23 protein-coding genes are annotated in these 25,111 nt (G+C 70.7%); 14 read left to right on the plus strand and 9 right to left on the minus strand.

Translation table 11 applies throughout. The annotated features are described in order from the left end of the window. Positions 1 to 1,236: an MFS transporter gene (locus HNR20_RS14490; RefSeq protein ID WP_184180132.1), complete on the minus strand. Its 1,236-nt coding sequence runs from the start codon at positions 1,234 to 1,236 to the stop codon at positions 1 to 3. 107 nt (positions 1,237 to 1,343) lie between these two features. Between HNR20_RS14490 and HNR20_RS14495 the strand changes: the two genes are divergently transcribed. The 3 genes from HNR20_RS14495 (at position 1,344) to HNR20_RS14505 (ending at position 4,351) form a co-directional block, all read left to right on the plus strand. Next, entirely contained in the window at positions 1,344 to 1,943 is a 600-nt protein-coding gene (locus tag HNR20_RS14495; RefSeq protein ID WP_184180135.1) for a TetR/AcrR family transcriptional regulator, read from the plus strand. 73 nt (positions 1,944 to 2,016) lie between these two features. After that, positions 2,017 to 3,354, plus strand: a complete 1,338-nt coding sequence (locus HNR20_RS14500) for an acetyl-CoA carboxylase biotin carboxylase subunit (protein WP_184180138.1) — start codon at positions 2,017 to 2,019, stop codon at positions 3,352 to 3,354. 76 nt (positions 3,355 to 3,430) lie between these two features. Then, entirely contained in the window at positions 3,431 to 4,351 is a 921-nt protein-coding gene (locus HNR20_RS14505) for a hydroxymethylglutaryl-CoA lyase (RefSeq protein WP_184180141.1), read from the plus strand. Positions 4,352 to 4,405: 54 nt separating this feature from the next. Here HNR20_RS14505 and HNR20_RS14510 read toward each other — a convergent pair whose 3' ends face one another. Further along, positions 4,406 to 4,966, minus strand: a complete 561-nt coding sequence (locus HNR20_RS14510; protein ID WP_184180144.1) for a snapalysin family zinc-dependent metalloprotease — start codon at positions 4,964 to 4,966, stop codon at positions 4,406 to 4,408. A gap of 169 nt (positions 4,967 to 5,135) precedes the next feature. Between HNR20_RS14510 and HNR20_RS14515 the strand changes: the two genes are divergently transcribed. The 3 genes from HNR20_RS14515 (at position 5,136) to HNR20_RS14525 (ending at position 10,712) form a co-directional block, all read left to right on the plus strand. Then, a complete protein-coding gene (locus HNR20_RS14515) occupies positions 5,136 to 6,668 on the plus strand; it encodes an acyl-CoA carboxylase subunit beta (RefSeq protein WP_184180147.1) in 1,533 nt (510 codons plus the stop codon). Positions 6,669 to 6,744: 76 nt separating this feature from the next. Next, entirely contained in the window at positions 6,745 to 7,893 is a 1,149-nt protein-coding gene (locus tag HNR20_RS14520; protein ID WP_184180150.1) for an acyl-CoA dehydrogenase family protein, read from the plus strand. Between the two features lie 134 nt (positions 7,894 to 8,027). Continuing rightward, positions 8,028 to 10,712, plus strand: coding sequence for an ATP-binding protein (locus HNR20_RS14525; protein WP_184180153.1), 2,685 nt, complete (start codon positions 8,028 to 8,030; stop codon positions 10,710 to 10,712). A 237-nt stretch (positions 10,713 to 10,949) separates the two neighbouring features. On the opposite strand, the gene HNR20_RS14530 is transcribed toward HNR20_RS14525, so the two are convergent. Continuing rightward, complete coding sequence (locus HNR20_RS14530) at positions 10,950 to 11,468, minus strand: MarR family winged helix-turn-helix transcriptional regulator (RefSeq protein WP_184180156.1); 519 nt, start codon at positions 11,466 to 11,468, stop codon at positions 10,950 to 10,952. Positions 11,469 to 11,567: 99 nt separating this feature from the next. On the opposite strand from HNR20_RS14530, the gene HNR20_RS14535 reads away from it, so the two are divergent. Beyond that, positions 11,568 to 12,149 carry a YceI family protein gene (locus HNR20_RS14535; RefSeq protein ID WP_184180158.1) on the plus strand — a complete coding sequence of 194 codons (582 nt, stop codon included), beginning with the start codon at positions 11,568 to 11,570 and terminating at the stop codon, positions 12,147 to 12,149. A 294-nt stretch (positions 12,150 to 12,443) separates the two neighbouring features. Next, entirely contained in the window at positions 12,444 to 13,922 is a 1,479-nt protein-coding gene (locus HNR20_RS14540; RefSeq protein WP_184180161.1) for a glutamate-cysteine ligase family protein, read from the plus strand. Between the two features lie 128 nt (positions 13,923 to 14,050). Here the strand turns inward: HNR20_RS14540 and HNR20_RS14545 are convergent, their stop codons facing one another. Further along, positions 14,051 to 15,454 carry a hypothetical protein gene (locus HNR20_RS14545; RefSeq protein WP_184180163.1) on the minus strand — a complete coding sequence of 468 codons (1,404 nt, stop codon included), beginning with the start codon at positions 15,452 to 15,454 and terminating at the stop codon, positions 14,051 to 14,053. A 122-nt stretch (positions 15,455 to 15,576) separates the two neighbouring features. Between HNR20_RS14545 and HNR20_RS14550 the strand changes: the two genes are divergently transcribed. Both HNR20_RS14550 and HNR20_RS14555 read left to right on the plus strand, forming a co-directional pair. Further along, a complete protein-coding gene (locus HNR20_RS14550) occupies positions 15,577 to 16,275 on the plus strand; it encodes a PASTA domain-containing protein (protein WP_184180166.1) in 699 nt (232 codons plus the stop codon). A gap of 174 nt (positions 16,276 to 16,449) precedes the next feature. Further along, positions 16,450 to 17,286 carry a PASTA domain-containing protein gene (locus HNR20_RS14555; protein ID WP_184180169.1) on the plus strand — a complete coding sequence of 279 codons (837 nt, stop codon included), beginning with the start codon at positions 16,450 to 16,452 and terminating at the stop codon, positions 17,284 to 17,286. Positions 17,287 to 17,295: 9 nt separating this feature from the next. Here HNR20_RS14555 and HNR20_RS14560 read toward each other — a convergent pair whose 3' ends face one another. Next, on the minus strand, positions 17,296 to 17,757 hold the full coding sequence (locus tag HNR20_RS14560; protein ID WP_184180172.1) for a hypothetical protein: 462 nt from the start codon (positions 17,755 to 17,757) through the stop codon (positions 17,296 to 17,298). Between the two features lie 98 nt (positions 17,758 to 17,855). Then, complete coding sequence (locus tag HNR20_RS14565; protein WP_110562946.1) at positions 17,856 to 18,140, minus strand: hypothetical protein; 285 nt, start codon at positions 18,138 to 18,140, stop codon at positions 17,856 to 17,858. 628 nt (positions 18,141 to 18,768) lie between these two features. Here HNR20_RS14565 and HNR20_RS14570 point away from each other — a divergent pair. From HNR20_RS14570 to HNR20_RS14580, 3 genes are all read left to right on the plus strand, one after another. After that, positions 18,769 to 19,650, plus strand: a complete 882-nt coding sequence (locus HNR20_RS14570; RefSeq protein ID WP_110562910.1) for a helix-turn-helix domain-containing protein — start codon at positions 18,769 to 18,771, stop codon at positions 19,648 to 19,650. Further along, complete coding sequence (locus HNR20_RS14575) at positions 19,620 to 19,841, plus strand: DUF397 domain-containing protein (RefSeq protein ID WP_110562909.1); 222 nt, start codon at positions 19,620 to 19,622, stop codon at positions 19,839 to 19,841. The genes HNR20_RS14570 and HNR20_RS14575 overlap by 31 nt, the downstream gene beginning before the upstream one ends. A gap of 217 nt (positions 19,842 to 20,058) precedes the next feature. After that, positions 20,059 to 20,460 carry a hypothetical protein gene (locus tag HNR20_RS14580; protein ID WP_184180175.1) on the plus strand — a complete coding sequence of 134 codons (402 nt, stop codon included), beginning with the start codon at positions 20,059 to 20,061 and terminating at the stop codon, positions 20,458 to 20,460. Here the strand turns inward: HNR20_RS14580 and HNR20_RS14585 are convergent. Next, positions 20,428 to 21,027, minus strand: coding sequence for a hypothetical protein (locus HNR20_RS14585; RefSeq protein ID WP_184180178.1), 600 nt, complete (start codon positions 21,025 to 21,027; stop codon positions 20,428 to 20,430). The genes HNR20_RS14580 and HNR20_RS14585 overlap by 33 nt on opposite strands. Before the next feature lie 217 nt (positions 21,028 to 21,244). Here HNR20_RS14585 and HNR20_RS14590 point away from each other — a divergent pair, with 217 nt between their 5' ends. Further along, a complete protein-coding gene (locus HNR20_RS14590) occupies positions 21,245 to 23,116 on the plus strand; it encodes a S8 family peptidase (protein WP_184180181.1) in 1,872 nt (623 codons plus the stop codon). 66 nt (positions 23,117 to 23,182) lie between these two features. Here the strand turns inward: HNR20_RS14590 and HNR20_RS14595 are convergent, their stop codons facing one another. Both HNR20_RS14595 and HNR20_RS14600 read right to left on the minus strand, forming a co-directional pair. Beyond that, the gene (locus tag HNR20_RS14595) at positions 23,183 to 24,004 is read right to left on the minus strand and encodes a WecB/TagA/CpsF family glycosyltransferase (RefSeq protein WP_184180185.1); all 822 of its coding nucleotides are present in this window, start codon (positions 24,002 to 24,004) and stop codon (positions 23,183 to 23,185) included. Then, the gene (locus tag HNR20_RS14600; protein WP_184180188.1) at positions 23,986 to 25,101 is read right to left on the minus strand and encodes an NAD-dependent epimerase/dehydratase family protein; all 1,116 of its coding nucleotides are present in this window, start codon (positions 25,099 to 25,101) and stop codon (positions 23,986 to 23,988) included. The genes HNR20_RS14595 and HNR20_RS14600 overlap by 19 nt, the downstream gene beginning before the upstream one ends. Positions 25,102 to 25,111 lie beyond the last annotated feature (10 nt).

The following is a 25,111-nucleotide window of genomic DNA, read 5'->3' on the forward strand; positions in this document are numbered from 1 at the left end:
CTAGGCGGCGCCGGTGGCGTTCAGCACGCCGGCCGCAGCCGGCCGCAGTGCCCGCCAGGCGGCCAGGGTGACCAGCGCGAACGTGCCCGCCGCCGCGCCTGCTACCGGCACCGTGCCGTAGGCGGCGGCGGCCAGCCCGGCGAGCGCCGCCCCGACCGGTGCGGTGAGCAGACCGACCATCCGCTGGGCCGCACCCACCCGGCCGAGCAGCCCGGCCGGCACGTGCCGCTGCCCGTACGACGCACACAGGCTGTTCCACACCACGGTGCCGGCGGCGAAGACGGCCAGTGCGAAGCCGCCCGGCACCGGATCCCGGGCAAGCGCGAACCCCGCCAGCGCCACGGTCTCCACGGCGAGCACCGCGCGCAGCGCCCGCACCGTGCCGAGCCGGGCGGCGAGCCGACTCGCGCCGAGAGCCCCCGCCACCCCGCCGACGATGGCGGCGGCGGCGAACAGCCCGTATCCGGCGGGCGGCACCCGCAGCACATCCAACGCGTAGAGCACCAGCACCGCCATGATCCCGCTGATCGCCAGGTTGCTCGCGGCGGCGAGCAGGGTCACCCGCCACAGGGTCCGGTGTGCCCGCAACCAGCGCAGCCCTTCGGCGATCTCGCTCCACACCGACCCGCGCCGCACGGCGGGCCGCGAGTTCGCGCCCGCGACGGGGGTCGGCGCCAGGGCCAGCACGAACAGGGCGGCCGCGGCGAAGGTGAGGGCGTCGACAGCGAACGGGAGAGCCGGGGCGACGGCGAAGAGGACACCGGCGGCGGGTGCCCCGAGGAAACCACCGGCCACCGCGGCGCCCGCCTGAAGTCGGCCGTTCGCCCGGGGCAGCGCGTCCAGCGGCACCAGCGCGGGGAGCAGCGCGAACGAGGCGGAGTCGAAGAGGGTGCCCAGCGCGGCGAGCAGGAACGCCGTCACCAGCAGCACCGCAACGCTGACCCGGTTCAGGGCGATCGTCACGGCCAGCGCCGCCACCACGGCGGCGCGTACCCCGTCGACCAGGGCCATCGTCCGACGACGGTCCCAGCGGTCCGCGTACACGCCGCCGAGCAGGCCGAAGAGCAACGGCGGCAGCTGGCCGGCCACGGTGATCGCCGCGATGATCCGGGGGTCGCGGGTCACCGTCGCGGCCAACAGGGCCAGTGCCGGCGTACGCAGCGCGTCCCCGAACCGCGACGAGACGGCGGCGGACCAGAGCAGCCGGAAGTCCCGGCCGAGAGCGGAGGAGGTCATCGGGTGACCGTGCAGGTTCGACCGGGTCGAGGGTCAAGCCGTGCGATGTGCCAACCCCTCGCTAACCGCCACTCCATCGCAGGCAGTTCGCGGTCTACGCTTGCCCGGTGACGGTGGAGCAGCAGGCACGGGGTGCGGCGGGTGCGGGCCGGCGCAGATCCCGCAAGGACGAAATCCTGGAGATCGCGGTCGGTCTGTTCGCCGCGCGCGGCTATCACGGTGTGTCGATGGACGACATCGGCGCAGCGGCCGGTGTCACCGGTCCGGCGCTCTACCACCACTTCGCCGGCAAGGAGGCGATGCTGGCCGCCGCTCTGATCCCGGTGAGCGAGGGTTTGCTGGCCGGCGGGCGGGAACGCGCCGCCGGGCACCCGGACGACCCGCGCGGTGTGCTGGAGTCGCTGATCGACTTCCACGTCGAGTTCGCGCTGGCCAACCCGGCGGTGATCGCGTTGCACCTGCACGAGCTGGACCGCCTGCCGGAGGAGCCGCGGCGGCGGATCCGTCGCCTGCAACGCCTCTACGTCGAGGAATGGGTCACCGTGCTGACCGCGCTGCACCCAGGTATGCCCGACGGTGAGGCGCGGGTGCTCGCGCACGCCGCGTTCGGCCTGATGAACTCGACCCCGTTCCTCGGTGGCGAGGTGGACCGGCGACGCCGCGCCGAGTTGCTGCGCGACGCAACCCTGGCCGCGCTGCTCGCCTGAGCCCGACTCGTCAGAAGTCTGCCGGTCGTGATTCCCTAACCACCGTCCCAACATCCGGACGCCGGGAGGAAACATGATCGAGTCACTGCTGGTCGCCAATCGGGGCGAGATCGCCCGCCGGATCATCCGTACCGCCAAGCGGCTCGGCATCCGCGCGATCGCGGTGTACTCGGAGGCCGACGCCGACCTGCCGTTCGTCGCCGAGGCCGACGAGGCGGTCCTCATCGGCCCGCCGAACCCGGCGCAGAGCTACCGCAACACCGAGGCGATCATCGCCGCCGCGAAGTCGACAGGTGCGCAGGCCATCCACCCCGGGTACGGCTTCCTGTCGGAGAACGCCGAGTTCGCCCGTACCGTCGAGTCGAGCGGCCTGATCTGGGTCGGGCCCGGCGCGGACGCGATCACCGCGATGGGCGACAAGATCAATGCCCGGAACCTGATGGCCGCGGCCGGCGTTCCGGTCGCGCCCGGCACCACCGACCCGGCCGCCGACCTGGACGCGGCGGTGACGGCCGCCGCCGAGATCGGCTACCCGGTGATGGTCAAGGCCGCGGCCGGTGGCGGCGGCATGGGCATGGGCGTGGCCGTCGACGAGGCCGCGCTGCGCACCGAGTACGACAAGGTGCGCACGTTCGCCGAGCGGATGTTCGGCGACGGCTCGGTGCTGCTCGAGCGGTACTTCCCCCGGGTGCGTCACGTCGAGGTGCAGATCCTCGGCCTGGCCGACGGCCGGGTGGTGGCGCTCGGCGAGCGGGAGTGCTCGGTGCAGCGGCGCAACCAGAAGCTGGTCGAGGAGTCCCCTTCGCCGGCGGTGTCGCCGGAGCTGCGGTCTCGCCTCCTGGCGGCGGCGGTGCGCGCTGGTGAGGCGGTCGGCTACCGCAACGCGGGCACCGTGGAGTGCCTGCTCGACCCAGCCTCCGGCGAGTTCTTTTTCCTGGAGATGAACACGCGACTGCAGGTGGAGCACCCGGTGACCGAGTACGTCTACGGCGTCGACCTGGTCGAGGAGCAGTTGCGGGTGGCGGCCGGGCTCGCCCCGACCTTCGACCCGGACGCGCTGGTCCCGCGCGGGCACGCCATCGAGATGCGGATCAACGCGGAGGACCCGAAGCGCTTCTTCCCCGGGCCCGGCGTGATCAGGACCTGGGTGGAACCGACGGGTGACGGTGTGCGGGTGGACTCCGGCTACACCGAGGGCAACACCGTGACCCAGTTCTACGACAGCCTGCTGGCCAAGCTGATCATCACCGGCGCCACCCGGGACGAGGTGCTCGAACGCGCGAAGGCGGCGGTGGCCGCGTTCCAGATCGAGGGCCCGAAGAACAACGTCCCCTTCTTCGCCGAGCTGCTGGACAATGCCGAGTTCCGCTCGGGCGCCTACGACACGGGCATCGTCTCCCGTATGCGCTGATCAACGGCTCTGGTGGCGGGAGTGGCATGCTGGGGGAACCCCAGCACAGCACTACGTCACAGTGAGGTGACCCCTTATGGCGGACCTGCCGGATTTCGTCTCCATACGCGAGGTCGGGCCGCGGGACGGGCTGCAGAACGAGGACCCGATCCCGGCCGACGCCAAGGTGCGGCTGCTCGACGCGCTCTCCGCCACCGGCGTACGCCGGATCGAGGCGGTGTCGTTCGTGCATCCGTTGGCGATTCCGCAGATGGCCGACGCCGACGACGTGTGGCAGCGAGCGGTGAAGGCGGACGGCGTGCGTTATTCGGCACTGGTGCCGAACACCCGGGGTGCCCAGCGGGCGCTCGCCGCCGGGTTCACCGAGATCGAAGTGGTCGTCTCGGCCAGCGACACGCACAACCGGCGCAACGTCAACCGGTCCACCGACGAGTCACTGGACGACATCGCGGAGCTGATCGACCTGCTGCACGGCGCCTCCGCTCGGGTCGAGGTGATCGTGGCGACCAGCTTCGGCTGCCCGTACGAGGGGGACATCGACCCGAAGCGGGTGGCCGGGATCGTGGACCGGGTGGTCCGCGACGGCGCCGACCGGGTCGCGTTCGGCGACACCACCGGCATGGGCACACCGCGCCGGGTCCGTGAGCTGCTGACCGCGGTCCGCGACCGCAACGCGCACGTCCCGGTCCTGCTGCACTTCCACAACACGCGGGGTACGGCGCTGGCCAACCTGTTGACCGCGCTGGAGTTGGGGGTGACCGAGTTCGACGCCAGCGTCGGTGGCCTGGGCGGCTGCCCGTACGCGCCGGGGGCGAGCGGCAACCTGGCGACCGAGGAGGCCGTGCACATGCTGCACGACATGGGCATCGACACCGGCATCGACCTGGCGGCCCTCATCGAGGTGGCGGAGCTGGCCGAGGAACTGCTCGGCAAGAAGCTCCCGTCCGGCGTGCTGCGCGCGGGCCCGCGGACCCGACTGACGCCGATGCCGAGCTGAGGACGCGACGAAGGGGCCGGCGCGTGCGCCGGCCCCTTCCACGTGCCAGGTCGATCAGCTCACCGGGGTGAGCACACTCGGCCAGCTGTCGCGGAAGATGTCCGCGCTGCGGTCGGTGGCACTGAACGTGCCGGCGAAGAGGTTGGTCACCCGGTTCGCCTCGGCGGTGCTCGGATACGCGTTGGTGCAGCTGGTGCCGGCGCTGCCGCCGGACATCAGGAGCGAGCAGTTCCCGTTGTAGTTGTCCGGCAGGCCGAGGATGTGCCCGATCTCGTGGGTCATGATCCGCAGCACGCTGTACTGCGCCGCCTGCTGGGTGTCGATGTAGACCCGGCCGTTGCCGAGGCTGGTCCGCACGGCGTACGAGCCGCCGCCGGTGATCCGGTAGATCCGGAGGTTGGAACCGCAGTTCGCCGAGAGCGTCAGGTTCGACGTGGCGTTGTTCCAGATCGAGGCGGCCGAGTTGGCGGTGCTGGCGTAGCTTCCCGCCTGGCTGGTGTTGTAGCAGATGGTCATGGCGGCGGACGCGGGCGAGGGGTTGGCGACCGTCAAGCCGAGGGTGGTGAGTGCCGTCGCGAGGAACGCGACCGCGAGCCGATTGAGTCGTGAGGTCATCGCTGACTCCAATCCGGGAGGAGGGGGTGCCAGGAGCCTAGCGACATGCATTCATGTTTTTCAATGTCTTGCTCTGGGCTTCGCCGTCTGGTTCGCTCATGGGTCGCCGACAGGCGTGCCAATGCGATAGCCTAACGATCGTTCAGGTCAGTATGGCGAGGGAGTCGGCGTGACGCTCGACGGTGAGGCGCTGGAGCAGCTGCGCAAGCGGGCCCGGTCCGGCGGCGCGGACAAGTACCACGCGGCCAACGCCGCCAAGGGAAAGCTCTTCGCCCGTGAGCGGGTCGCGCTCCTGGTCGACGAGGGCTCGTTCGTCGAGGACGGCCTCTACGCCAACGCGCTGGCCGAAGGGCTGCCGGCCGACGGGGTCGTCACCGGCACCGCCACGATCGACGGCCGCCAGGTCTGTCTGATGGCCAACGACTCCACCGTCAAGGCCGGCAGCTGGGGCGCTCGCACCGTCGAAAAGATCATCAGGATCATCGAGCGCGCCTACGGTGCCGGTGTGCCGATGGTCTACCTGGTCGACTCGGCCGGCGCTCGGATCACCGACCAGGTCGACCTCTTCCCCGGCCGGCGAGGCGCCGGAAAGATCTTCTGGAACCAGGTGCGGGCCTCGGGTTCGATCCCGCAGGTCTGCGCGTTGTTCGGACCGAGCGCCGCCGGTGGGGCGTACATTCCGGCGTTCTGCGATGTGGTGGCCCTGGTCGACGGCAACGCGAGCATGTATCTCGGCTCCGACCGGATGGTCGAGATGGTCACCGGCGAGAAGACCACCCTGGAGGCGATGGGCGGGGCCAAGGTGCACACCGCCGAATCGGGCGTCGGGCACTTCCTCTGCAAGACCGAGGCCGACGCGCTCGACGTGGTGAAGACCTACCTGTCGTACCTGCCGGCGAACTGGACGCAGCAGCCGCCGGCCGCCCCGGCGGTCGCCGCGCCCGCGAAGGCCGACCTGGCCGCGCTGGTGCCGGCCAGCGAGCGGCAGGCGTTCGACATGCGGCGGTACGTCAAGGGTCTGCTCGACGAGGGTTCGTTCTTCGAGATCCAGGCACTCTGGGCCAAGGAGCTGACCATCGGCTTCGGCCGTCTCGACGGTCAGGTCGTCGGCGTCATCGGCAACAACTCGATGTTCAAGGGCGGTGTGCTCTTCGTCGACTCGGCCGACAAGGCGACCAGGTTCGTGCAGCTGTGCGACGCGTTCAACGTGCCGCTGCTGTTCCTCAGCGACGTGCCCGGTTTCATGGTCGGCAGCGCGGTGGAGAAGCAGGGCATCATCCGGCACGGCGCCAAGATGATCACCGCGATCTCCGAGGCGACAGTGCCGAAGATCTGCGTGGTGGTCCGCAAGGCGTACGGCGCCGGCCTCTACGCGATGGCCGGCCCCGGGTTCGAGCCGGACGCCACCATCGCGCTGCCCACCGCGAAGATCGCGGTGATGGGAGCCGAGGCGGCCGTGAACGCGGTCTACGCCAACAAGATCGCCGCCATCCCGGACGAGGACGAGCGGGCCGCCTTCGTCGCCGCCAAGCGGGCCGAGTACGAGCAGGACATCGACGTCGTCCGGCTCGCCAGCGAGCTGGTGGTGGACGCCATCGTCGAGCCGCACGACCTGCGCACCGAGTTGGTCCGTCGCTTCGCGGCCGCGCGTACGAAGGATCGGCACTTCTCCCGCCGTCGGCACGGCGTCACCCCGGTCTGATCCTCGACCCAGGCCGCCACAGCGACCCGCCCCGGCGTCACGAGCGTCTGGCGGGCTGTCCTTACAGGAGGATGAGATGGACTTCCGGCTCACCGACGAACAAGCGGCGCTGCGGGAGAGTGTGCGGGACTTCGCACGCGATGTGATCGCCCCGGTCATCGCCGAGCACTACGAGCAGCACACGTTCCCGTACGAGGTGATCCGGCAGATGGGCAAGATGGGCCTGTTCGGCCTGCCCTTCGGCGAGGAGCACGGCGGCATGGGCGGTGACTACTTCGCGCTCTGCCTGGCGCTGGAGGAGTTGGCCCGGGTCGACTCCAGCGTGGCCATCACGCTGGAGGCGGCGGTCTCGCTGGGCGCGATGCCGATCTACCGCTTCGGCACCGCGGAGCAGAAGGCGACGTGGCTGCCCAAGCTGCTCAGCGGCGAGGCGCTGGCCGGTTTCGGTCTCACCGAGCCGGGCACCGGCTCGGACGCCGCCGGCACCCAGACGCGGGCGGTGCTCGACGGCGACGAGTGGGTGATCAACGGGTCGAAGGCGTTCATCACCAACTCGGGGACCGACATCACGGCCATGGTGACCGTCACCGCGGTGACCGGCACCAACCCGGACGGCTCCAAGGAGTTGTCGACGATCATCGTGCCGACCGGCACGCCCGGGTTCACCGTGGCGCCGGGCTACTCCAAGGTGGGTTGGACCGCCTCGGACACCCACGAGCTGACCTTCGACGACTGCCGGGTGCCGGCCGCCAACCTGCTCGGCGAGCGGGGCCGCGGCTTCGCCCAGTTCCTGCGGATCCTCGACGAGGGTCGGATCGCCATCGCCGCGCTGGCCGTCGGTCTCGCCCAGGGCTGCGTCGACGAGTCGATCAAATACGCGAAGGAGCGGCACGCCTTCGGCCGGCCGATCGGTGCCAACCAGGCCATCCAGTTCAAAATCGCGGACATGGAGCTGAAGGCACACACCGCCCGGTTGGCCTACTACGACGCTGCTGCCCGCATGCTGGCCGGCGAGCCGTTCAAGCGGCAGGCCGCCATCGCCAAACTGCACGCCAGCACGATCGCGGTGGACAACGCCCGGGAGGCCACCCAGATCCACGGCGGCTACGGCTTCATGAACGAGTACCCGGTGGCCCGGTTCTGGCGAGACTCCAAGATCCTGGAGATCGGCGAGGGCACCAGCGAGGTGCAGCGCATGATCATCGCTCGTGATCTGGGTCTCTGAAGGGATCCGCCGGGCGGGCTGACTAACCGGCCCCGGCAGGGCTGCCCGTACGGCTGTCGGGTTTCGGCGAGGGGGCGTCGGTAGCCCGACGTTCGGCTGCCGGCTGTCGTCGTCGATCCGTACTCTTCGTGCCCATGACTCCGGATCATGATCGGTCGCGGAGCCCGGCTGGTCGTACCGCCCTGCCGGAGCTGCTCCGCGGGCATCGACGCACCGCGGGCCTGACCCAGGCCGAGTTGGCATCCCGGGCCGGGGTGGGTGTGCGGACGGTGCGTGACCTGGAGCGTGGTCGGTCGGTCCGGCCGCAACGCACCACTGTCGAGTTGCTGGCCGCGGCGTTGGCGCTGACCGGCGCCAGCCGGGCGGCGTTCCTGGCCGCGGCCCGGGGTTCCGCCGGTGCTGAGTCATCCTGGCCGGACGCCACCTCGTCCGCGCTTTCGGTCAGCGGCGCAACCGCGTCGGAGGCCGCACCCGCCGACCCGCCGGTCGCCCTCCCGCCGCCGGTCACGCTGGTTGGCCGGGATGGCGACGTCGCCGAGTTGGCCGGAATGCTGACCGCGGAGCCCGGACCTCGACTGGTGAGCCTGGTCGGCCTGGCCGGGGTCGGCAAGACCGCCCTGGCGATGGCGGTGGCGCACGCGGTGTCCTTCGCCCATCCGGCCGGCGTGGCCGGGATGCTGGTCGACGAGAGCTCGGACGGGCCGGACGTGCTGGCCAGCGCGATGGCCGTGCTCGGCGCGGCGCGGCTGCCGGACCTGGTGGCCCGGCTCGCCGGGCGACCGGCGCTGCTCGTGATCGACGCCGTGGAGCGCGCCCCGGGCCCGGTGGCCGCGACGCTGCACCGGCTGACCGGTGCGCTGCCCTCGCTGCGGGTGCTGGTCACCGGGCGGCATCCGGTCGGGACACCCGGTGAGAGGGTCTGGCCGGTCGCACCGCTGGATGTGCCTCCCCCGGGTGCCGAAAACTCCGGAGCGGCCACGCTCGAATCATGGCCGGCGGTCGCGTTGTTTACCTCTCGGCTCGCTCAGGTCCGCCGGGAGCCGCCCACCCCCGACGAGCTGCCAGCGCTTGCCGCGCTGGTTCGCCGGCTGGGAGGGCTGCCGCTGGCCATCGAGCTGATGGCCGCCCGGGGCCGACTCCTCGACCTCACCCAACTGCTCGACCGGTACGGCGACCGGGTGCTCGACCTCGCCACCTCCGCCGATCCAGCGGTCCACCCCGGTTGGGACGCACCGGATGCGCTGACCCGTCGATCGAGCGACCCCGACACCTCGGTGCCGGCAGCGGTCACGGTCACCCTGCGGGACGCGGTGGCGACCAGCTACCGATTGCTGGCACCGGACGAGCGGGCGGCGCTGCGCCAGCTCGCCGTGTTCGGCAATCGCTGGTCGGTGGAGTTGGCCGAGGAGATGCTCGCCGACGAGGCGGACCGGGACGGCGCGGTGGTGACCGATCCCGTTCCGCTGTTGGACCGTTTCGTCGAACTCGGGCTGCTGAGCGTACGTGGCACCGGCTCGTTCCGGTTCCGGCTGCTCGACGCCGTCCGTGACTATGCCGTCGAGCAGGCAACCGGCGAAGGTGAGTTGACCCGCATCCGACGTCGGCACGCGGAGGTGATCGCGCGCCTGGTGGCACGGACCGCGACCGACCTGGTCGGCCCCCGGTCGTCCGACGCGGTGCACCGGCTGGACGAGATGAGCAGCGACATCAACTCGTCGCTGGTGCACGCGGCCACGGACGACCCGCTGATCGCGCTGCGGCTGGCAGCCTGCCTGACGCGTTGGTGGCGGTTCCGTGGGCGCGACGTCGCCGGGCGGCAGTGGCTGCGACGGCTGTTGGCGGACCCGCGGACCGCCGACGCCGATCCGGTCCTGCGCGGCTGGGCCGCTCTCGGGGTTGCGCGGCTCGCGGCCGAGCACGGTGCGGACGCCGAGGAGTTGCCGACGGCGCGTGCCGCGTTGGACGTCTTCCGGCAAGCCGGCGACGTCACCGGAGAGTTGGAGGCACGAAACGTGCTCGGCAACCTGTTGCTCTCGGTCGGCCAGCACGACGAGGCTCGCGAGCAGGCCGAGACGGCTCTGCGGATGGCCGCCCGCAATGGCCGAACCAGGGACCTGGCGGTCGCCCAGAACAGCCTCGCCTGGCACGAGATCCGGATTGGCGACCTGGCCGCAGCCCGTCGACGGCTCGCTGCGGCGGACCGGCTCGCCGCCGAGAGCGGGGAGCAGCGACTTCGAGTGCTGGCCTGGACCAATCGAGCCGAGGTCGCCCGCCTGGAGGGCTGGTACGCGGACGCTGTCGACCAGGGCCGACGGGTGGCTGCGGCATTGTCCGAGCTGGGTGATCCGGGGCTCCGCCGGCGGGTGCTCGGGAAACTCGGATTGGCGCTCGCTCAGGACGGGCGCGGCGCCGAGGCGACCGAGGTGCTCACTGAGCTGCGCGCGGGGGCCGCCAGAGCCGTATCGGTGCGGGCACCGGCTCGGCCGACCGTGGCACCGCGACCGCGCTCGGAGGACGCCGCGCTGTCCTCCGGTGGGGCGGAGGCAGGGCTCTGTGCCTTGATCGAGGGGAATCTGGCGCTGCACCAGGGTGATCGGGAGCTGGCCGCCGAGTGGTTCGCCGCCGCCGCCGACGACGCGGGTCTGGATCGCAGGGACGCGGTGGAGGCGCTGGTGGGACTGGCCGCGAGCACCGCGGACCCGGCGGTCCTCGACCGGCTGGAGCGGGTCTGTCGGGAGAACGGGATTCGGCTACTGCCGCAGGAGTCGGGGCTGCTCTACGCGCTGACCGCCGCTCGAGGCGGGCCGGACGCACGTTAGCCGCACCGACTGCGGGTCGTGAGCGGCCTGGGGGAGGTGGAGTCGGGGAGAGTGGCGCGGGCGAAGAGCCCCCTTGGTGCTACCCCTCGCTGTCCGCCCGCGCCGTCACCCCCCGGTGATCCCCGGTGAAGGGAGCCTGCCACCGCTACGGCGGCAGGAAGTCGGGTTAGACCGAATTCTCCGGCTTGGCCGGGCAAGTTCTGCCGGTCTTTCTGCCGGTGCTGCCACGCACGGTGCTCAGCGGTGTCTGGCGCTGTCGGTGGTGGCGGTCTGCTGCTCAGGGCTGACGTCGTCGCTGCCGGCGGTGGCGCACGGATGCGCGGCGTCACGGACTCGACGCAGCCCGTCCAGAAGAGCCGCCAGTGCCTTCGGGTCGAGTTGGCCAGTGAACCATTGCTCGATCATCTGCAGATGTCCGGGTAGCGTCTCGTTCAGTCGGTGCATCCCGGCGGCGGTGACCACCGCGTACGAGCTGCGCCGGTCGTTCGGGCATGCCCGGCGGGTGAGCAGCCCGTCCCGTTCCATCCGGTCCACCACGCGCGTCACGCCACTGGTCGACAGCGAGGTCTGCGCCGCGAGGTCGGTCATGCGTAGTTGGTTGCCCGGCGAGCGGGCCAGTCGGGTGATGACCTCGAACTCGACCGCGGAGAGGCCGTGCTCCTCGAGTTGGGCGTTGAACCGGGCTGACAGCCCGGCGTGTGCCTCGAAGAGCAGGCCGACGGCGGTGATCCGGGGATCGTCGAACACGTTGGTCACCCGTTCATTCTACCAGTACTTGACACGGGGAATGTTGTTGCGGTTGTATTTGCTTCAGCAGTCGTTGGGCTACTAAACATTCTCCTGGAGGACAGCAGCATGACCAGCAGCACCGACGCGGTTACCCGCGACTGGGACGGCCTCACCATCCCGGCGGCCGGCACCTACGCGCTCGACGTGGCGCACAAGCGTGTTGGCTTCGTTGCCCGGCACATGATGGTCAGCAAGGTTCGCGGTGAGTTCAAGGAGGCGAACGCCACCATCACCGTTGCCGAGGACCCGCTGCAGTCGTCGGTCGTCGCGACCATCCAGGCCGCCAGTATCGACACCACCCAGACCGACCGGGACGCGCACCTGCGCAGCCCCGAGTTCCTGGACTCCGAGAAGTTCCCGACGCTCGAGTTCCGCAGCACCGGGGTCAAGTCCCGTCGTGGCAGCGAGTTCGTGCTCACCGGCGAGCTGAGCATCAAGGACGTCACCCGGCCGGTCGAGCTGGAGGTGGAGTTCGAGGGTGTCGGCCGCAGCCCGTTCGGCCAGGACATCTTCGGTTTCTCCGCGAGCACCGAGATCGACCGTGAGGAGTTCGGCCTGACCTGGAACGTCGCCCTGGAGACCGGGGGCGTGCTGGTCAGCCGCAAGATCAAGATCGAGATCGAGGGCGAGGCCGTCCGCCAGGCCTGATCCACCCCGATCATCAGTACGCAGGGCCCGCGCCGCACGTTGGCGCGGGCCCTGCGTCGTCTCCGTACCCGACGCTATGTCGTGGTAATTGTCACGAGTTGTTCGCACCGTCATCGGGTCCGGTCGGTCGACGACGGGGTACAGATGGCGCCACAAGAGCGTCCGCTCCGGTCGATGTCGGATCACCGCTGTCGGCCTCTGGCCCCGGTCAGGTGGGCGCTCTTAACGTGGAGGGTTCACAATGCGCTTTCCGGGACGGCAGAATCCCGACCGCGCCGGCTGTCGGGAGGACACATGGGCAGGGACGTCTCGCAGGGCGCCTTCACCCGCGATGATCGCGTCCGCTACCGGCAGAAGGTGCGGCGGTGCCTCGACGTCTTCGCCCTGATGCTGGATGACTTCGGTTTCGACGCCGACCGGCCGATGACCGGTCTGGAGATCGAGCTCAACCTGGTCGACTCGGCCGCCGAGCCGGCGATGCGCAACGAGGAGATCCTCGCCGACATCGCCGACCCGCTGTTCCAGACCGAGCTGGGGCAGTTCAACCTGGAACTCAACGCCGAGCCCCGACTGATCGAAGGCACCGGCTTCGCCGACTACGAGCACGACCTGCGCGGCAGCCTCTCCCGGGCCGACGAGCGCGCGGCCAAGTCCGACGCGAAGATCGTCCTGGTCGGGATCCTGCCCACCCTCACCGAGGGGCACCTGGTCGAGGACAACCTCTCCACCAACGAGCGTTACCGGGTGCTCAACGACCAGATCGTTGGCGCCCGCGGCGAGGACATCGAGCTGGACATCCGCGGCGTCGAGCAGTTGCAGACGCACACCGACTCGATCGCCCCCGAGGCCGCCTGCACCAGCCTCCAGTTCCACCTCCAGGTGGCACCGGACAGCTTCGCCGACTACTGGAACGCGTCCCAGGCCATCGCCGGCGTGCAGGTGGCGATCGGGGCGAACAGCCCCTTCCTGTACGGACGCCAACTGTGGGCCGAAACTCGGATCGCCCTGTTCCAGCAGGCCACCGACACTCGACCGGACGAGCTCAAGGCCCAGGGCGTACGACCCCGGGTGTGGTTCGGCGAGCGGTGGATCACCTCGATCTTCGATTTGTTCGAGGAGAACGTCCGGTACTTTCCGCCGCTGCTGCCGATCTGCGAGGACGAGGACCCCGTGGAGGTGCTGCACGCCGGCGGGGTGCCACAGCTCGGGGAGCTGAGGCTGCACAACGGCACGGTCTACCGGTGGAACCGCCCGGTCTACGACATCATGAACGGCCGACCGCACCTGCGGGTGGAGAACCGGGTGCTGCCGGCCGGTCCGACGGTGGTGGACATGCTCGCCAACGCGGCCTTCTACTTTGGGCTGGCGCGAGGGCTGGCCGAGGCGGACCGTCCGATCTGGAGCCAACTCACCTTCAGCTCCGCCGAGGAGAACTTCCACGCCGCTGCCCGACGTGGTCTCGACGCCGCGCTGCACTGGCCCGGGCTCGGCGATGTGCCGGTCACCCGGCTGGTGCTGGAGCAGTTGCTGCCCACCGCCGCGGCCGGACTGGACGGGTTCGGTGTGGCCCCAGCACAACGGGACCGGCTGCTCGGCATCATCGAGCAGCGCTGCCGAACCGGCCGCAACGGTGCCGTCTGGCAGACCGAGGCGGTCTGGGCAGCGGAGCGACACCACGGCATGGACCGAGCGGCAGCCCTGCACCACATGGTCCAGCGCTACGCCGAACTACAGCGCGCCAACGAACCCGTCCACACCTGGCCAGTCAACTAACCCACCCCACCCCCCGCCTCCCCTCCCCTGCCTGACCCCCGTTGACCATGAAGTTATTGCCACGACACGCCGGGCGGGATGGCAATAACTTCATGATCAACGAGGTGGGTGGGGGTGGGGGTGGGGGTTTAGTCGGTGGTGGGGCGGGTGGATCGGCGGGTTGCGCGGGTGCGTCGACCGCTGGCCGTCGGATCCTCCGCTGCTCCGGATTCGGCAGGATGGGCTGGACCGGAGAGGTTCGGTTCGGTACGCGGCGCGGGCACCCGCGGTGCGGCGGTGGCCTCGCCCGGTAGGGAACCCGCCCTGGTGGTCCGTGGTGTGGCATCGGCCCTGCCGCGTCGAGCCGCGGTGCCGAGCGGCGAGCCGGAAGCCGACAACCCGGAGTCGGCCTCGGTAATCGGAGCCGGGGTGGCCCGACCGGTCGAGGTCGACCCGCCGCCGGTGGCCGGGGCCGGGTCGGCTCGATCGGCCGGGGCCGGGTCGGTCTTCGTGGCCGAGGCAGCCGCACTCCGGTCGGCCCGCTCGGCCAGGACGGCGGCCAGCACCGAGCCACCGATGCCGGCGATCACCGCGTACGGGGCGATCAGCTGGGTGGACAACTGCGCGGGACCCAGCGTCGACCAGTGCGGCAGAGTGGTGAGGTAGGCGAGCGCGACGAGCACCGGACCGGCAGCGCCGGAGGCCGCCGCGCCGACGCGGTGCCCGGCCGACCGTGCGGCTCGCCGTGCGGCCAGCACGCCGATCAGCAGCGCGGGCACGAGTGCCAACAGCGCGCCGGGCCAGTAGAGCTGGTCGGATATCCAGTACCGCGGGTGGTCCGGGTCGAGCTGCCAGGTGCCGAGTTGAGCGCCGGTCAGCCCTCGTCCGACGCGTACCCCGTCGATGACCGAGACCACCGCGAGCAGCCAGAGCCAGGCGGCGGTCGCGGTCACGTTGATCGCCGCGACCCGGGAGCGAAGTGCCCAGATCGCGACGAGTACGCCAATCAGGATGCCCAGCGTCGCCTGCACCGCGGCCGTCCGTTGTGGTGCTCCGGTGTCGGCGCCGGTGGCGACCCGCGCGGGTACGGCGATCAGCAGCACGGTGACCAGCCCGCCGATCCCGGCGCTGAGCGCAAGGGCCACCCGTCGCAGCAGGCCACCACGGTCATGGGTCGCGGCCTCGGCCTCCGGTGCTGAGCGCCTGACCGTCGCCTCGGTGGCGGTGGCGGTGGCGTTGGCGTGCCCGCCTTGAGTCGGCTGCTCCGGCGAGGTCGCGGAGTCAGGAACCTCGGCGGCCTGCGGCTCGGCCGGCGCTGGTGCGCTGCGTTGGTGTAGCCGCTGCGCGCAGACCGCCCCGAGGACCGTCGAACTGGCGGCGAGCCAGGTGGCCCAGGCGAGGCCGTCGGCCCAGGCGGTATCGGTGGCCCCGGCATCGGTGGGCGTCCACGTGATGACGCCCAGCCCGTAGCCGAAGCCCAGTTGCGCGGCGCCCGCGCCGGCAGCGACCCCGATCGCGGTCGCGATCGACACTCCCCAGCCCTGTCTGGCCATGCCGGGCAGCGTAACGTCCCGTCGTCGGCGCGGCGAGTCGCAACGACCCGCCGGTATGAACCGCCGGCGCAGCGGATTGGGCGACGGGCGGTACGGTCGCCGGTGATGAGGCGGTGGGCGGAATGACGGACACGAACACGGGCCAGCAGGATGCCGCCGGTGGGCGCGACGGCGGCAGTCCAGGACGGGCCAGCGTACTGCTGGGTGGTGGGTTGGCCGCTGTGCTGCTCGCCGCGATCGGTGCGACCGGCGGCTGGCTGCTGGCTGGCGACGGCGACAACCCCTCGGGGGATCCGCTGGCGGTCTCGACCACGAGCGGTCCGCCGACCGGCCGGGCCACCGCGTCCCGGCCGAGCACCGGCCGGACCACGCCATCGGCCGTCCGGACCTCCGCCACGGCGACCAAGGGGACCGGCCTGACCGTGCCGCCGGTGGTCGGCTCCGACTTCTTGCAGGCCCGGGAAATGCTGCGCAAGCAGCGGCTGGGTTGGCGGCTGGTCTTCGGCAGCGGCGCGGGTCGTACGGTCGAGAGCGCCTCGCCGGAGGTGGGTGCCGAGGTCGCCCGGGGTACGACGGTGCAACTGCAGGTGGCTGGGCCAGCGCCGTCCGCCGAGGTGCCGGACGTGGTCGGTAAGGACTGCGCCAAGGCCGTCGACGATTTGATCGACGAGGGTCTGTACCCGCGTTACATCAGCGGCCGCAACGGAAAGGTCGCCAAGCAGGAGCCGGCCGAGGACGGCCCTGCCCGTTGGAACGACGAGGTCAGCATCTGGTGTGGATCTGGCCCGCCGGACCAGCCGACCGCGAAACCCACTTCCTGATCTCAGGCCCGCGAGCCGATCCTCGCGACGACCCCGCGCCGCCCAATCGGAGATCGGAGCGCCACGCCGGCGTCCGGCGCGGCTCGGCACGCTGATCCCCGCCGATGGCGGTGCGGGCGGCTAGGTTGACGGTCGAGGGCCATGACGCCCGTCCGGTTCGGGAAAGGACGTGCGATGAGCGACGACCGCCAGGAGCCGCCCGCCGGCGAGCACGACAATGACCGGACCCGCCCCCTGCCACCCGCAGATCGCCCGGAGCCACCCCGACCGGCCCGACCCGCCGCCGAGCCGGAGGAAACGGCACCGATCGACCGAGCTGTCCCGGCTCGTCCCGCCGTGTCGCCTGACCAGACCGTGCCGATCGATCGTTCCGCCGCCACTCAGCCGGGCCCGCCGGTGGACCGGACGGCGCGGTTACCCGAGGAGGCGCCGGCCTCGCCGTCGTGGTCCGGGCGGGCCGAGGTCCGACCGCCCCGGTCGGCCGAACCCGCCGGGGAGTGGTACGTCGAGGAGCAGGGCGGCCGGCGTTGGTGGCTGCCGATCCTCTGGGGCGTCCTCGCGCTGCTGCTCGCCGCCCTGGTCGGGGGAGCGCTCTGGTTGGTGCTCTCCAGGCAGGATGACGACCCGGATGACCCGGGTTCCACCCCGTCACTCCCGCCGACCAGTGCCACCAGCGCCGCACCGACCAGCGCATCACCCAGCTCGGCCGCGCCGACCAGTGAGTCGCCGAGCAGCCCGGCGACCACCAGCGAGCCGGCCGGGGTGCCGGTGCCACCACTCGCCGGCCTGCCGCAGGCCACCGCCGAGGGGTTGCTGGGCCGGCTCGGCATTGCCTACCGGGTGGTGTACCGCCCGTCGGAGTTGCCGCCGGGGACGGTGGTGGGCACCGAGCCCGGAACGGGCACGCCGGTCTCGACCGACGAACAGGTGCTGTTGATCATCTCCCAGGCCCGGCCCTCGGCCGGGGTGAGCCCGACCACGCCGATCCCGACGTCGTCGAGGACGCCGTGACACCGGCGGTCACCACATCCGGCGGCGGGTGCCGACCAGGCCGAGGCCGGCCAGCGAGATAGCGAGCCCGAAGATCCCGGACCAGAACAGGGAGCGGCGGATGTCCGTCGCGTTGTCTCCCGCCGGAGCTGCTTCGGTGAGCTCCTGACGGCCATCGGACTGGTCACCGGCGCCACGGCCGGCCACTGGCCCGGTCGGGTCGGTAACGCCGACGTGGCTGCTGGGGGCGTCAGCGCCGATCCAGCCGGGTTCATCGTGCACCGATGGATCGTCGTCCGTCGGAGGGTCGGCGTCCACCACGGTGATCTCCGGTGCCGGCACCGGAGTGGTCAGCCGGGTGGACGACATCGCCGGGTCGTGGACGAGGACCAGGAGTGTGGCCATCGCCCCGAGGAGGGCGAGCAGTCCAAATGCGTAGGCGATACGGGAGCGGTGGTGCCGCCGCAGGGCGGGCTGATTGACCATGACCATCCCAGGGTCAGGGTCCTGGACGCGCGGGTGGAACGGTGCCGGGGTGGGCGTACCGATTCTATGGCGGCGGCACGCCCACCGGCGGCGGATCGGGTCTGTCAGCCGACCCGGAGCGGAGTCCGGGTCACCGGCCGCCGGGCCCGTACGGTGTGCGGGCGGGGCTCGGGGGCTGCCTGCAGTTGCTGCAGCCCGTCCCGCTGGACGAAGATCGACCGTCGGTTGACCGCGTCGCCCGCGGCGTTCAACTCGTAGCCGTCGAGCCAGAGCCAGCCGTCATAGGTAGGCCAGTCGAGCACCCGGATCACCCGGAACTTGATGGGCCTGAGGAACTGGACACTCGCCGCGCGAGTCACGTGCAGTACGTCACCGGTGCGGGGAAGCACATGGGCTCCTGGGGAGGGTCGGCCGGCAGCTACGCCGGCGGTGCCTGAACGGGGGAACGTCTCGGCCGGTGACGGGGTCGTGCCTCGTGAACCGGTGGTGCGGATGGTGGTGGTCGGGCCGTACTCCGCTGGTGGCGTGCCGCCACCCGACCACCACCCGGCTGCTTCCGGGAACCGCGCCCGCCGCCGCAGCTTGCCGGCTTGCAGCGGCGGGGTCTTTAACCCGGAGCAGGTCTCTGTGTCGTCGGCCGGGCCCGCGCCCTGTCCGGCTTCCCCGGCTCGGTGGGGTCACCACTCCGAGGGAGCAGACGGAGACGCTGAGTGATCCGTGCCATACGGACAGAGTGCATCAGGGACGTGCTTCATGCAAGTTGCACGTCGACTTTTGCCGATACGCGAACGTGTCGCGCGAAAGGCCTATTGAAGCCTTCCGCGTGCGGACGGCACACTGAGAGCCGGTTTCGCCCGTCGCGGCCGGCCGAGGACCGGCACCATCCCCTCCGTCGCGAACGCTCGCCGGTCGACGGTCGCGCCCCCGGCGGGTGTCACCCAGTGGCGCGTCGACCGGAGGTAGCCCGAGTGGGGTCGAGCAGCCAGCGGCGGGGACCAGTGACTCACGGGTTGCGCGATGAGTGAGCGCCGCAGTCCCACCATCAGACGGCGGCGGCTCGGAGCCGAGCTGCGCCGCCAACGGGAGTCCGCCGGGATCACCATCGAAGTCGTCGCCGAGCAGCTGGAGTGCTCGGCGTCGAAGGTCTCCCGGATCGAGACCGGGCACACCACGGCCACCCCTCGCGACGTGCGCGACATGCTGCGGATCTACGGCGTGGTCGGTGCCGAGAGCGACGAGCTCGTGCAGATCGCCCGGGAGGCCCGACAGAAGGGCTGGTGGCATCCGTACAGCACGGTGCTCGTCGGCGCGTACGTCGGGCTGGAGGCGGCTGCGAGTTCGATTCGGGCGTACGAACAGCAGGTCGTGCCGGGTCTTTTGGAGACCGAGGAGTACGCCGGGGCGATGATCCGCGCCGCTCGTCCGGACTTCACCGCCGATCAGGTCCACCAAAGGGTGCGTGTCCGTCTGGGCCGTCAGTCGTTGTTGACCCAGGACGATCCGGTCGATCTGTGGGTGGTACTCGATGAGGCGGTGGTGCGTCGGCCGGTAGGCGGGGACGAGGTGATGCGTGGCCAACTCAAGCGGTTGGTCGAGGTGGCCGAGTTGCCGAACGTGACGCTGCAGATCCTGCCCTTCGAGGTGGGAGCGCATGCCGGCATGGACGGCACCTTCACGATCCTCAGCTTCCCCGAACCCGGTGATCCGGATGTTGTGTACGCGGAGAACGCCACGGGTGGGCTTTTCCTCGAGAAGAGCGACGAACTGCAGAAGTACAGCTTCATCTTTGATCACATCCGCGCTGCGGCCATACGTCCAGAGGAGTCCGTCGCACACATCGCAAAACTGGCAGAGGAGCCGTTGTGGAAATGGCGACCAAAAGGTTCCCCGTGGACCTGACGCAGGCAGCATGGTTCAAGAGCTCGAAGAGCGGGCCGAACTGTGACAACTGTGTCGAGGTGGCGTACGTGACGGGGGCGGTCGGAGTGCGGGACTCGAAGGACAAGGCGGGCCCAGCCCTGGTCTTCGCGCCGGGTGACTGGCACGCATTCGTCGGCGGCACCCGAGGCGGTGCGTTCGGCGCGGTCTGACCGAGTGGTCAACTGAGGTCCCCGTCCGGGTCGAACCGGACGGGGACCTTGGCATGTCCCGGGAGAGCCGGGCGGGTGCCCGTGTCCCGACGGCGGTGGGCGAGGTTCCGCCGGGATTCCCGTCGCTACAGCGGGCCCGTCTCGTTGAACTGGTCGGTACGGTGCAGGTCGACGACCCGCCGCGCCGATCGGCAACCGAGCGAGGTAGGCGAGACGGATGACGACGATCGGGTCAGACAATCTCACCAACGGTCCGGGCAAACCGGAGCGGTTCGGTGGCAAGTACCGCGGAGCGCGTCGGGACACCGTGCTGACCGAGGTGGTTTCGACCGACCAGGAGATGAGCGGGCGGGACGCGTCGGCCTCGGAGTCGGCGGACCTTCCGCTCTCGCTGCCTTCGCTGGATCCGAACCCGCTGGTCGAGCCGTCGTTTCCGCCGACCGGTTGGCCGATGGAGTCCAACGGGTCACTGGCCGACCATCCGTTGCTGCGCGGCCTGCTGTTGGAGTTGCCGCCGAGGGGCAGCGTGCCGCCGCCGGGCTGGCTGGACCGCTGGTTCGAGGCGACCAGGGCGATCCTTGAGTTGCTATACGTGCAGGGGGCCGGCCGTCCGCGCTGAGGGCGGGGCGGCGGGCTGGGCCCGCTCGGCGAACCGGCTGTGCCGCAGCGCGTGTCGGACACCGATGGCCAGCACCATGAGCGCGCCGATGGTGATCGCTGGCCCGGTGACACTGGGATCGGCTCCGAGGTCGGTGCCGGCCGCCGCGATCAACGCCGGCACCGTTGCCAGGGCGGTCACCTGCAGTGGCAAGCCGACGAGCGGGTGGGCCGCGGCGGCGCGCAGCCCGTGCGGCGCAGGCGTGGCGGGAGCACTGGCGAACGCGCCCGCCCCGGCCCGCAACCGGCGGATCCGCCGTAGGGAGCAGACCGTCGCCACGAGCGCCGGGCCGGCGGCCAGGGTGAGCCCGGCGGCGGCACGGTCGACCGGCGTGGTGCCGGCACTGAGCAGGCCGCCGCCGAGCACGGCCGCGGTGAGCGCCACGCCGGTGAGAGCCAGCACCAGCAACCATCCGGTACGCCGACGCAGCATGCGAGTGTTGTGCAGCCGGGGAAGCCCGTCGGCAACGACGCCAGCGGCCAGCCAGACGGCGGCAATCGGAAGCAGGATGGTGAGCTGACTCTCCATGTTCGAGAGTCTTTCCCGAATCGTGGCGAGGCGAATCGGGGCCGGTCCCCCGTTCACCCCGGACGCCAGGCCCGTAGGGGGCCATCCCCCCGAGATTATGGACGTTTCGACATGTCCAACTCTCGGGGTGCTGATTTACCCTCAGCTAGATCGGCAATAGTCGATTGATGTTGGGGCCGGTGGACACGTTCCGCCGCCGGTCAGAGGGAGGTAGGAGATGGGTCTTCCACGAAGGTCCGTACTGGTCGGGGTGGCCATGGCGACCGTGCTGGCCGTCGGTACCCCGGCCCTGGCCGCCGAACCCGCCGGTGCGGTCAGGGCGGCCGGCGGAGCCACTGCGGTGCCGGACAGCTACATCGTCGTTCTCAAGGACAGCGCGGTGGCCCGGGACCGGGTCGGCGACACCGCGAGGCGGCTCTCCGGACGTCACGGCGGCAAGGTGGCCCGCACGTACAGCGCGGCGTTGCGCGGTTTCGAGGTCACGGTGAGCGCCAGCGCGGCCGCGCGGATCGCCGCGGACCCGGCGGTGGCGTACGTCGAGCAGAACCACACCGTGTCCATCTTCGGGACGCAGACCAACCCGCCCTCCTGGGGCCTGGACCGGATCGACCAGCGGAACCTGCCCCTGAACAGCTCGTACACCTACCCGAACACGGCGTCCAACGTCCGCGCCTACGTCATCGACACCGGCGTGCTGTACGGGCACAACGACTTCGGCGGCCGGGCCGTCTCGGGCTACGACGCGGTGGACGGCGGCTCCGCCGACGACTGCAACGGCCACGGCACACACGTGGCGGGCACGGTCGGCGGCTCGGCGTACGGTGTGGCCAAGGGCGTCCAGATCGTCGGCGTCCGGGTGCTCAACTGCCAGGGCAGCGGCACCAACGCCCAGGTGGTGGCCGGCATCGACTGGGTGACCGCGAACGCGGTCAAGCCGGCGGTGGCGAACATGAGCCTCGGTGGTGGCGCCAACAGCTCGATCGACACGGCCGTCAGCAACTCGATCAACTCCGGCATCACGTACGCGGTCGCCGCCGGCAACGGCAACACCCTCGGCGTCCGGCAGAACGCCTGCAACTACTCCCCGGCGCGAGTCGCCTCCGCGATCACCGTGGGTGCGACGCAGAACAACGACGCCGCGGCGAGCTTCTCCAACTTCGGCACCTGCGTCGACATCCTGGCTCCGGGCGTCAACATCACCTCGGCCTGGTACACCAGCAGCAGCGCGACGAACACCATCAGCGGCACCTCGATGGCATCGCCGCACGTCGCCGGCGCGGCGGCGCTGGCGCTGTCCGGGAACCCGTCCTGGAGCCCGCAGCAGGTGCGGGACTATCTGGTCAACAACTCCACCCCGAACGTGGTGACCAACGTCGGCACCGGCACCCCAAACCAGCTGCTCTACGTCGTGAACGGCACTCCGCCGGCCAACGACTTCTCGGTGTCAGTGTCGCCGACCTCCGGCTCCACCGCTCCTGGTGGCTCGGTGACGGCCACCGTCGGCACGGCCACGACCGCCGGCTCCGCCCAGTCGGTCAGCCTTTCCGCCAGCGGCCTGCCGAGCGGCGCGACCGCGTCGTTCAGCCCGTCGACGGTGACGTCGGGCGGCTCGTCGACCCTCACCATCGCCACCTCGGCGAGCACGCCCGCCGGCAGCTACCCGGTCACGATCACCGGCAGCGGCGCGGCGGGCACCCGAACGGCCACCTATACGTTGACCGTGACCGGTTCGGGCGGCGGCGGGTGCTCCGGCAGCAACGGTACCGACGTCGCGATCCCGGACACCGGTGCCACGGTGAGCAGCCCGATCACGATCGCCGGCTGCAACCGCAACGCCTCGTCGAGCTCGACGATCGCGGTGAACATCGTGCACACCTACCGCGGTGACCTGGTGATCGACCTGATCGCTCCGGACGGCTCGGCGTACCGGCTGAAGAACAGCAGCTACTTCGACGGCGCGGACAACGTGAACACGACCTACACCGCCAACGTCTCCAGTGAGGCGGCGAACGGCACCTGGCGTCTGCAGGCGCGGGACGTCTACTCCGGCGACACCGGCTACATCAACACCTGGACCCTGACTGTCTGACCGGTCTCCCACGAACGAGGCCCCACCCGGAACGCCGGGTGGGGCCTCGCGTCGTACAAATCGGGATCAGACCGAGAAGGTGGCCGGCCGTTCGGTGGCCGGGGCCGGCGGGCGGGCCTTCCACAGGCCGACCTTCTGGGCGGCGAGCCGGGTCAGGTAGGCCGGGTTGAGGATGACGTAGCGGCGCCAGAGCCGCTTCGGCTCCAGGCCAAGACGCCAGAACCACTCCAGACCGGCGCGCTGCATCCACGGCGGGGGCTTGCGCAGCAGCCCTGCGTGGTAGTCGAAGGCCGCGCCGACCGCCATCAGCGGCATGTCGAGCAGCGGCCGCATGGCGTACGCGAAGACCTCCTGGCGCGGGCAGCCGAGCCCGACCAGGACCAGCCGGGCACCGCTGGACCGGATCCGGTCGGCGATCTCGGCGTCCTCACCCGGCTGGACGGCACGAAACTTGGACGGCTCCACTCCGGCGATCTTCAGCGCCGGGAACATCCGCTCCAGTGCCGGGATCAACCTGGCGAGGGTCTCCTCGGTCGAGCCGTACAGGTAGACCGGCAGCCCCTCGTCGGCGAAGCGCGACAGCACGTGCAGGGTCAGCGTCGGCCCGTAGACCCGGTCGGTGAGCCCGGCGTGGTGCAGCAGGTTGAGCGCCCAGCGCACCGGCTGCCCGTCCGGCGTGACCACGTCGAAGGAGTTGAGCCGCGCGTTGTGCGCCGGGTCCAGCACTCCGGTCATCACGCCGTGCACGGCCAACGCGGTCAGCGCGAGCGGGCGCCGCTCGTGCGCCGCGGTCACCACCGCATCGGTCGCGGTCGCGTAGTCGGTGGCGTCGACCAGGACGCCGAGCACATTGCGCTTGGTCCGCGTGGTCATGCGGTGGGCACCCATTTGTCCACGTTGGCCTCGTAGATCTCTTGCAAGATCATGGGCACGTCGTAAGTGATCTTCCAGTCCGGGTACTGCGCCTCGAACCGGGCCATGCTGCTCACGTACCACTGGTGGTCGCCGGTGCGGTTCTGCTCGACGTAGTTGATCCGCGCCTCGCGGCCGGTGATCTCCTCGGCGATCCGGAACGCCTCGATGTGGGAGGTGTTGGAGTGCCGGCCGCCACCGAGGTTGTAGACCTCCGCGGAACGCGGAGCCCGGAAGAACGCCTCGAACGCGGTCAGCACGTCGCGCGAGTGGATCGCGTCGCGGACCATCTTGCCCTTGTAGCCGAACAGGTTGTATGTCCGGCCTTCCATCACACAGCGCATCAGGTAGGCCAGGAACCCGTGCAGCTCGGCCGCCGAGTGCGCCGGACCGGTCAGTGTGCCGCCCCGGAAGCAGGCGGTCTTCATGTCGAAGTAGCGCCCGTACTCCTGGACCATCACGTCCGCCGCGACCTTGGAGGCGCCGAAGACCGAGTGCAGCGAGTGGTCGATCGACATCTCTTCGGTGATGCCCTCGTACCACCGGTGGTCCTCGGGCAGCTCGTACCGTGTCTCCAGCTCGATCAGCGGCAGGCTGTTGGGCCGGTCGCCGTAGACCTTGTTGGTCGAGCAGTGGATGAAGGGCGCGTCGATCGCGTGCCTGCGGGTGTTCTCCAGGATGTTGAGCGTGCCGCCGGCGTTCACGTCGAAGTCCGTGTACGGCTCCTTGGCTGCCCAGTCGTGGCTCGGCTGGGCAGCGCTGTGGATCACCACGGCGATGTCCGAGCCGTACTTCTTGAACACCTGCTCCAGACCGTCCCGGTCCCGGATGTCCACCGCGAAATGGGTGTACGCGTTGCCCAGGTCGCGCCCGAGTCGCTCAAGGCTCCAGGATGTGGAGCCGTCCTCGCCGAAAAAATACCGGCGCATGTCGTTGTCGATGCCGACGACGTCCAGACCGAGGCCGGCGAAGTGCCGGACCGCCTCGGAGCCGATCAGGCCACCCGACCCTGTCACCAACGCGACACTCACACGCCACTCCCGGTCCATCGGAGGCAGAATCCATCGCAGCATAGCGTGACGC

The sequence above is a fragment of the Micromonospora parathelypteridis genome, assembly GCF_014201145.1.
GTDB classification, from domain to species: Bacteria; Actinomycetota; Actinomycetes; order Mycobacteriales; family Micromonosporaceae; genus Micromonospora; species Micromonospora parathelypteridis.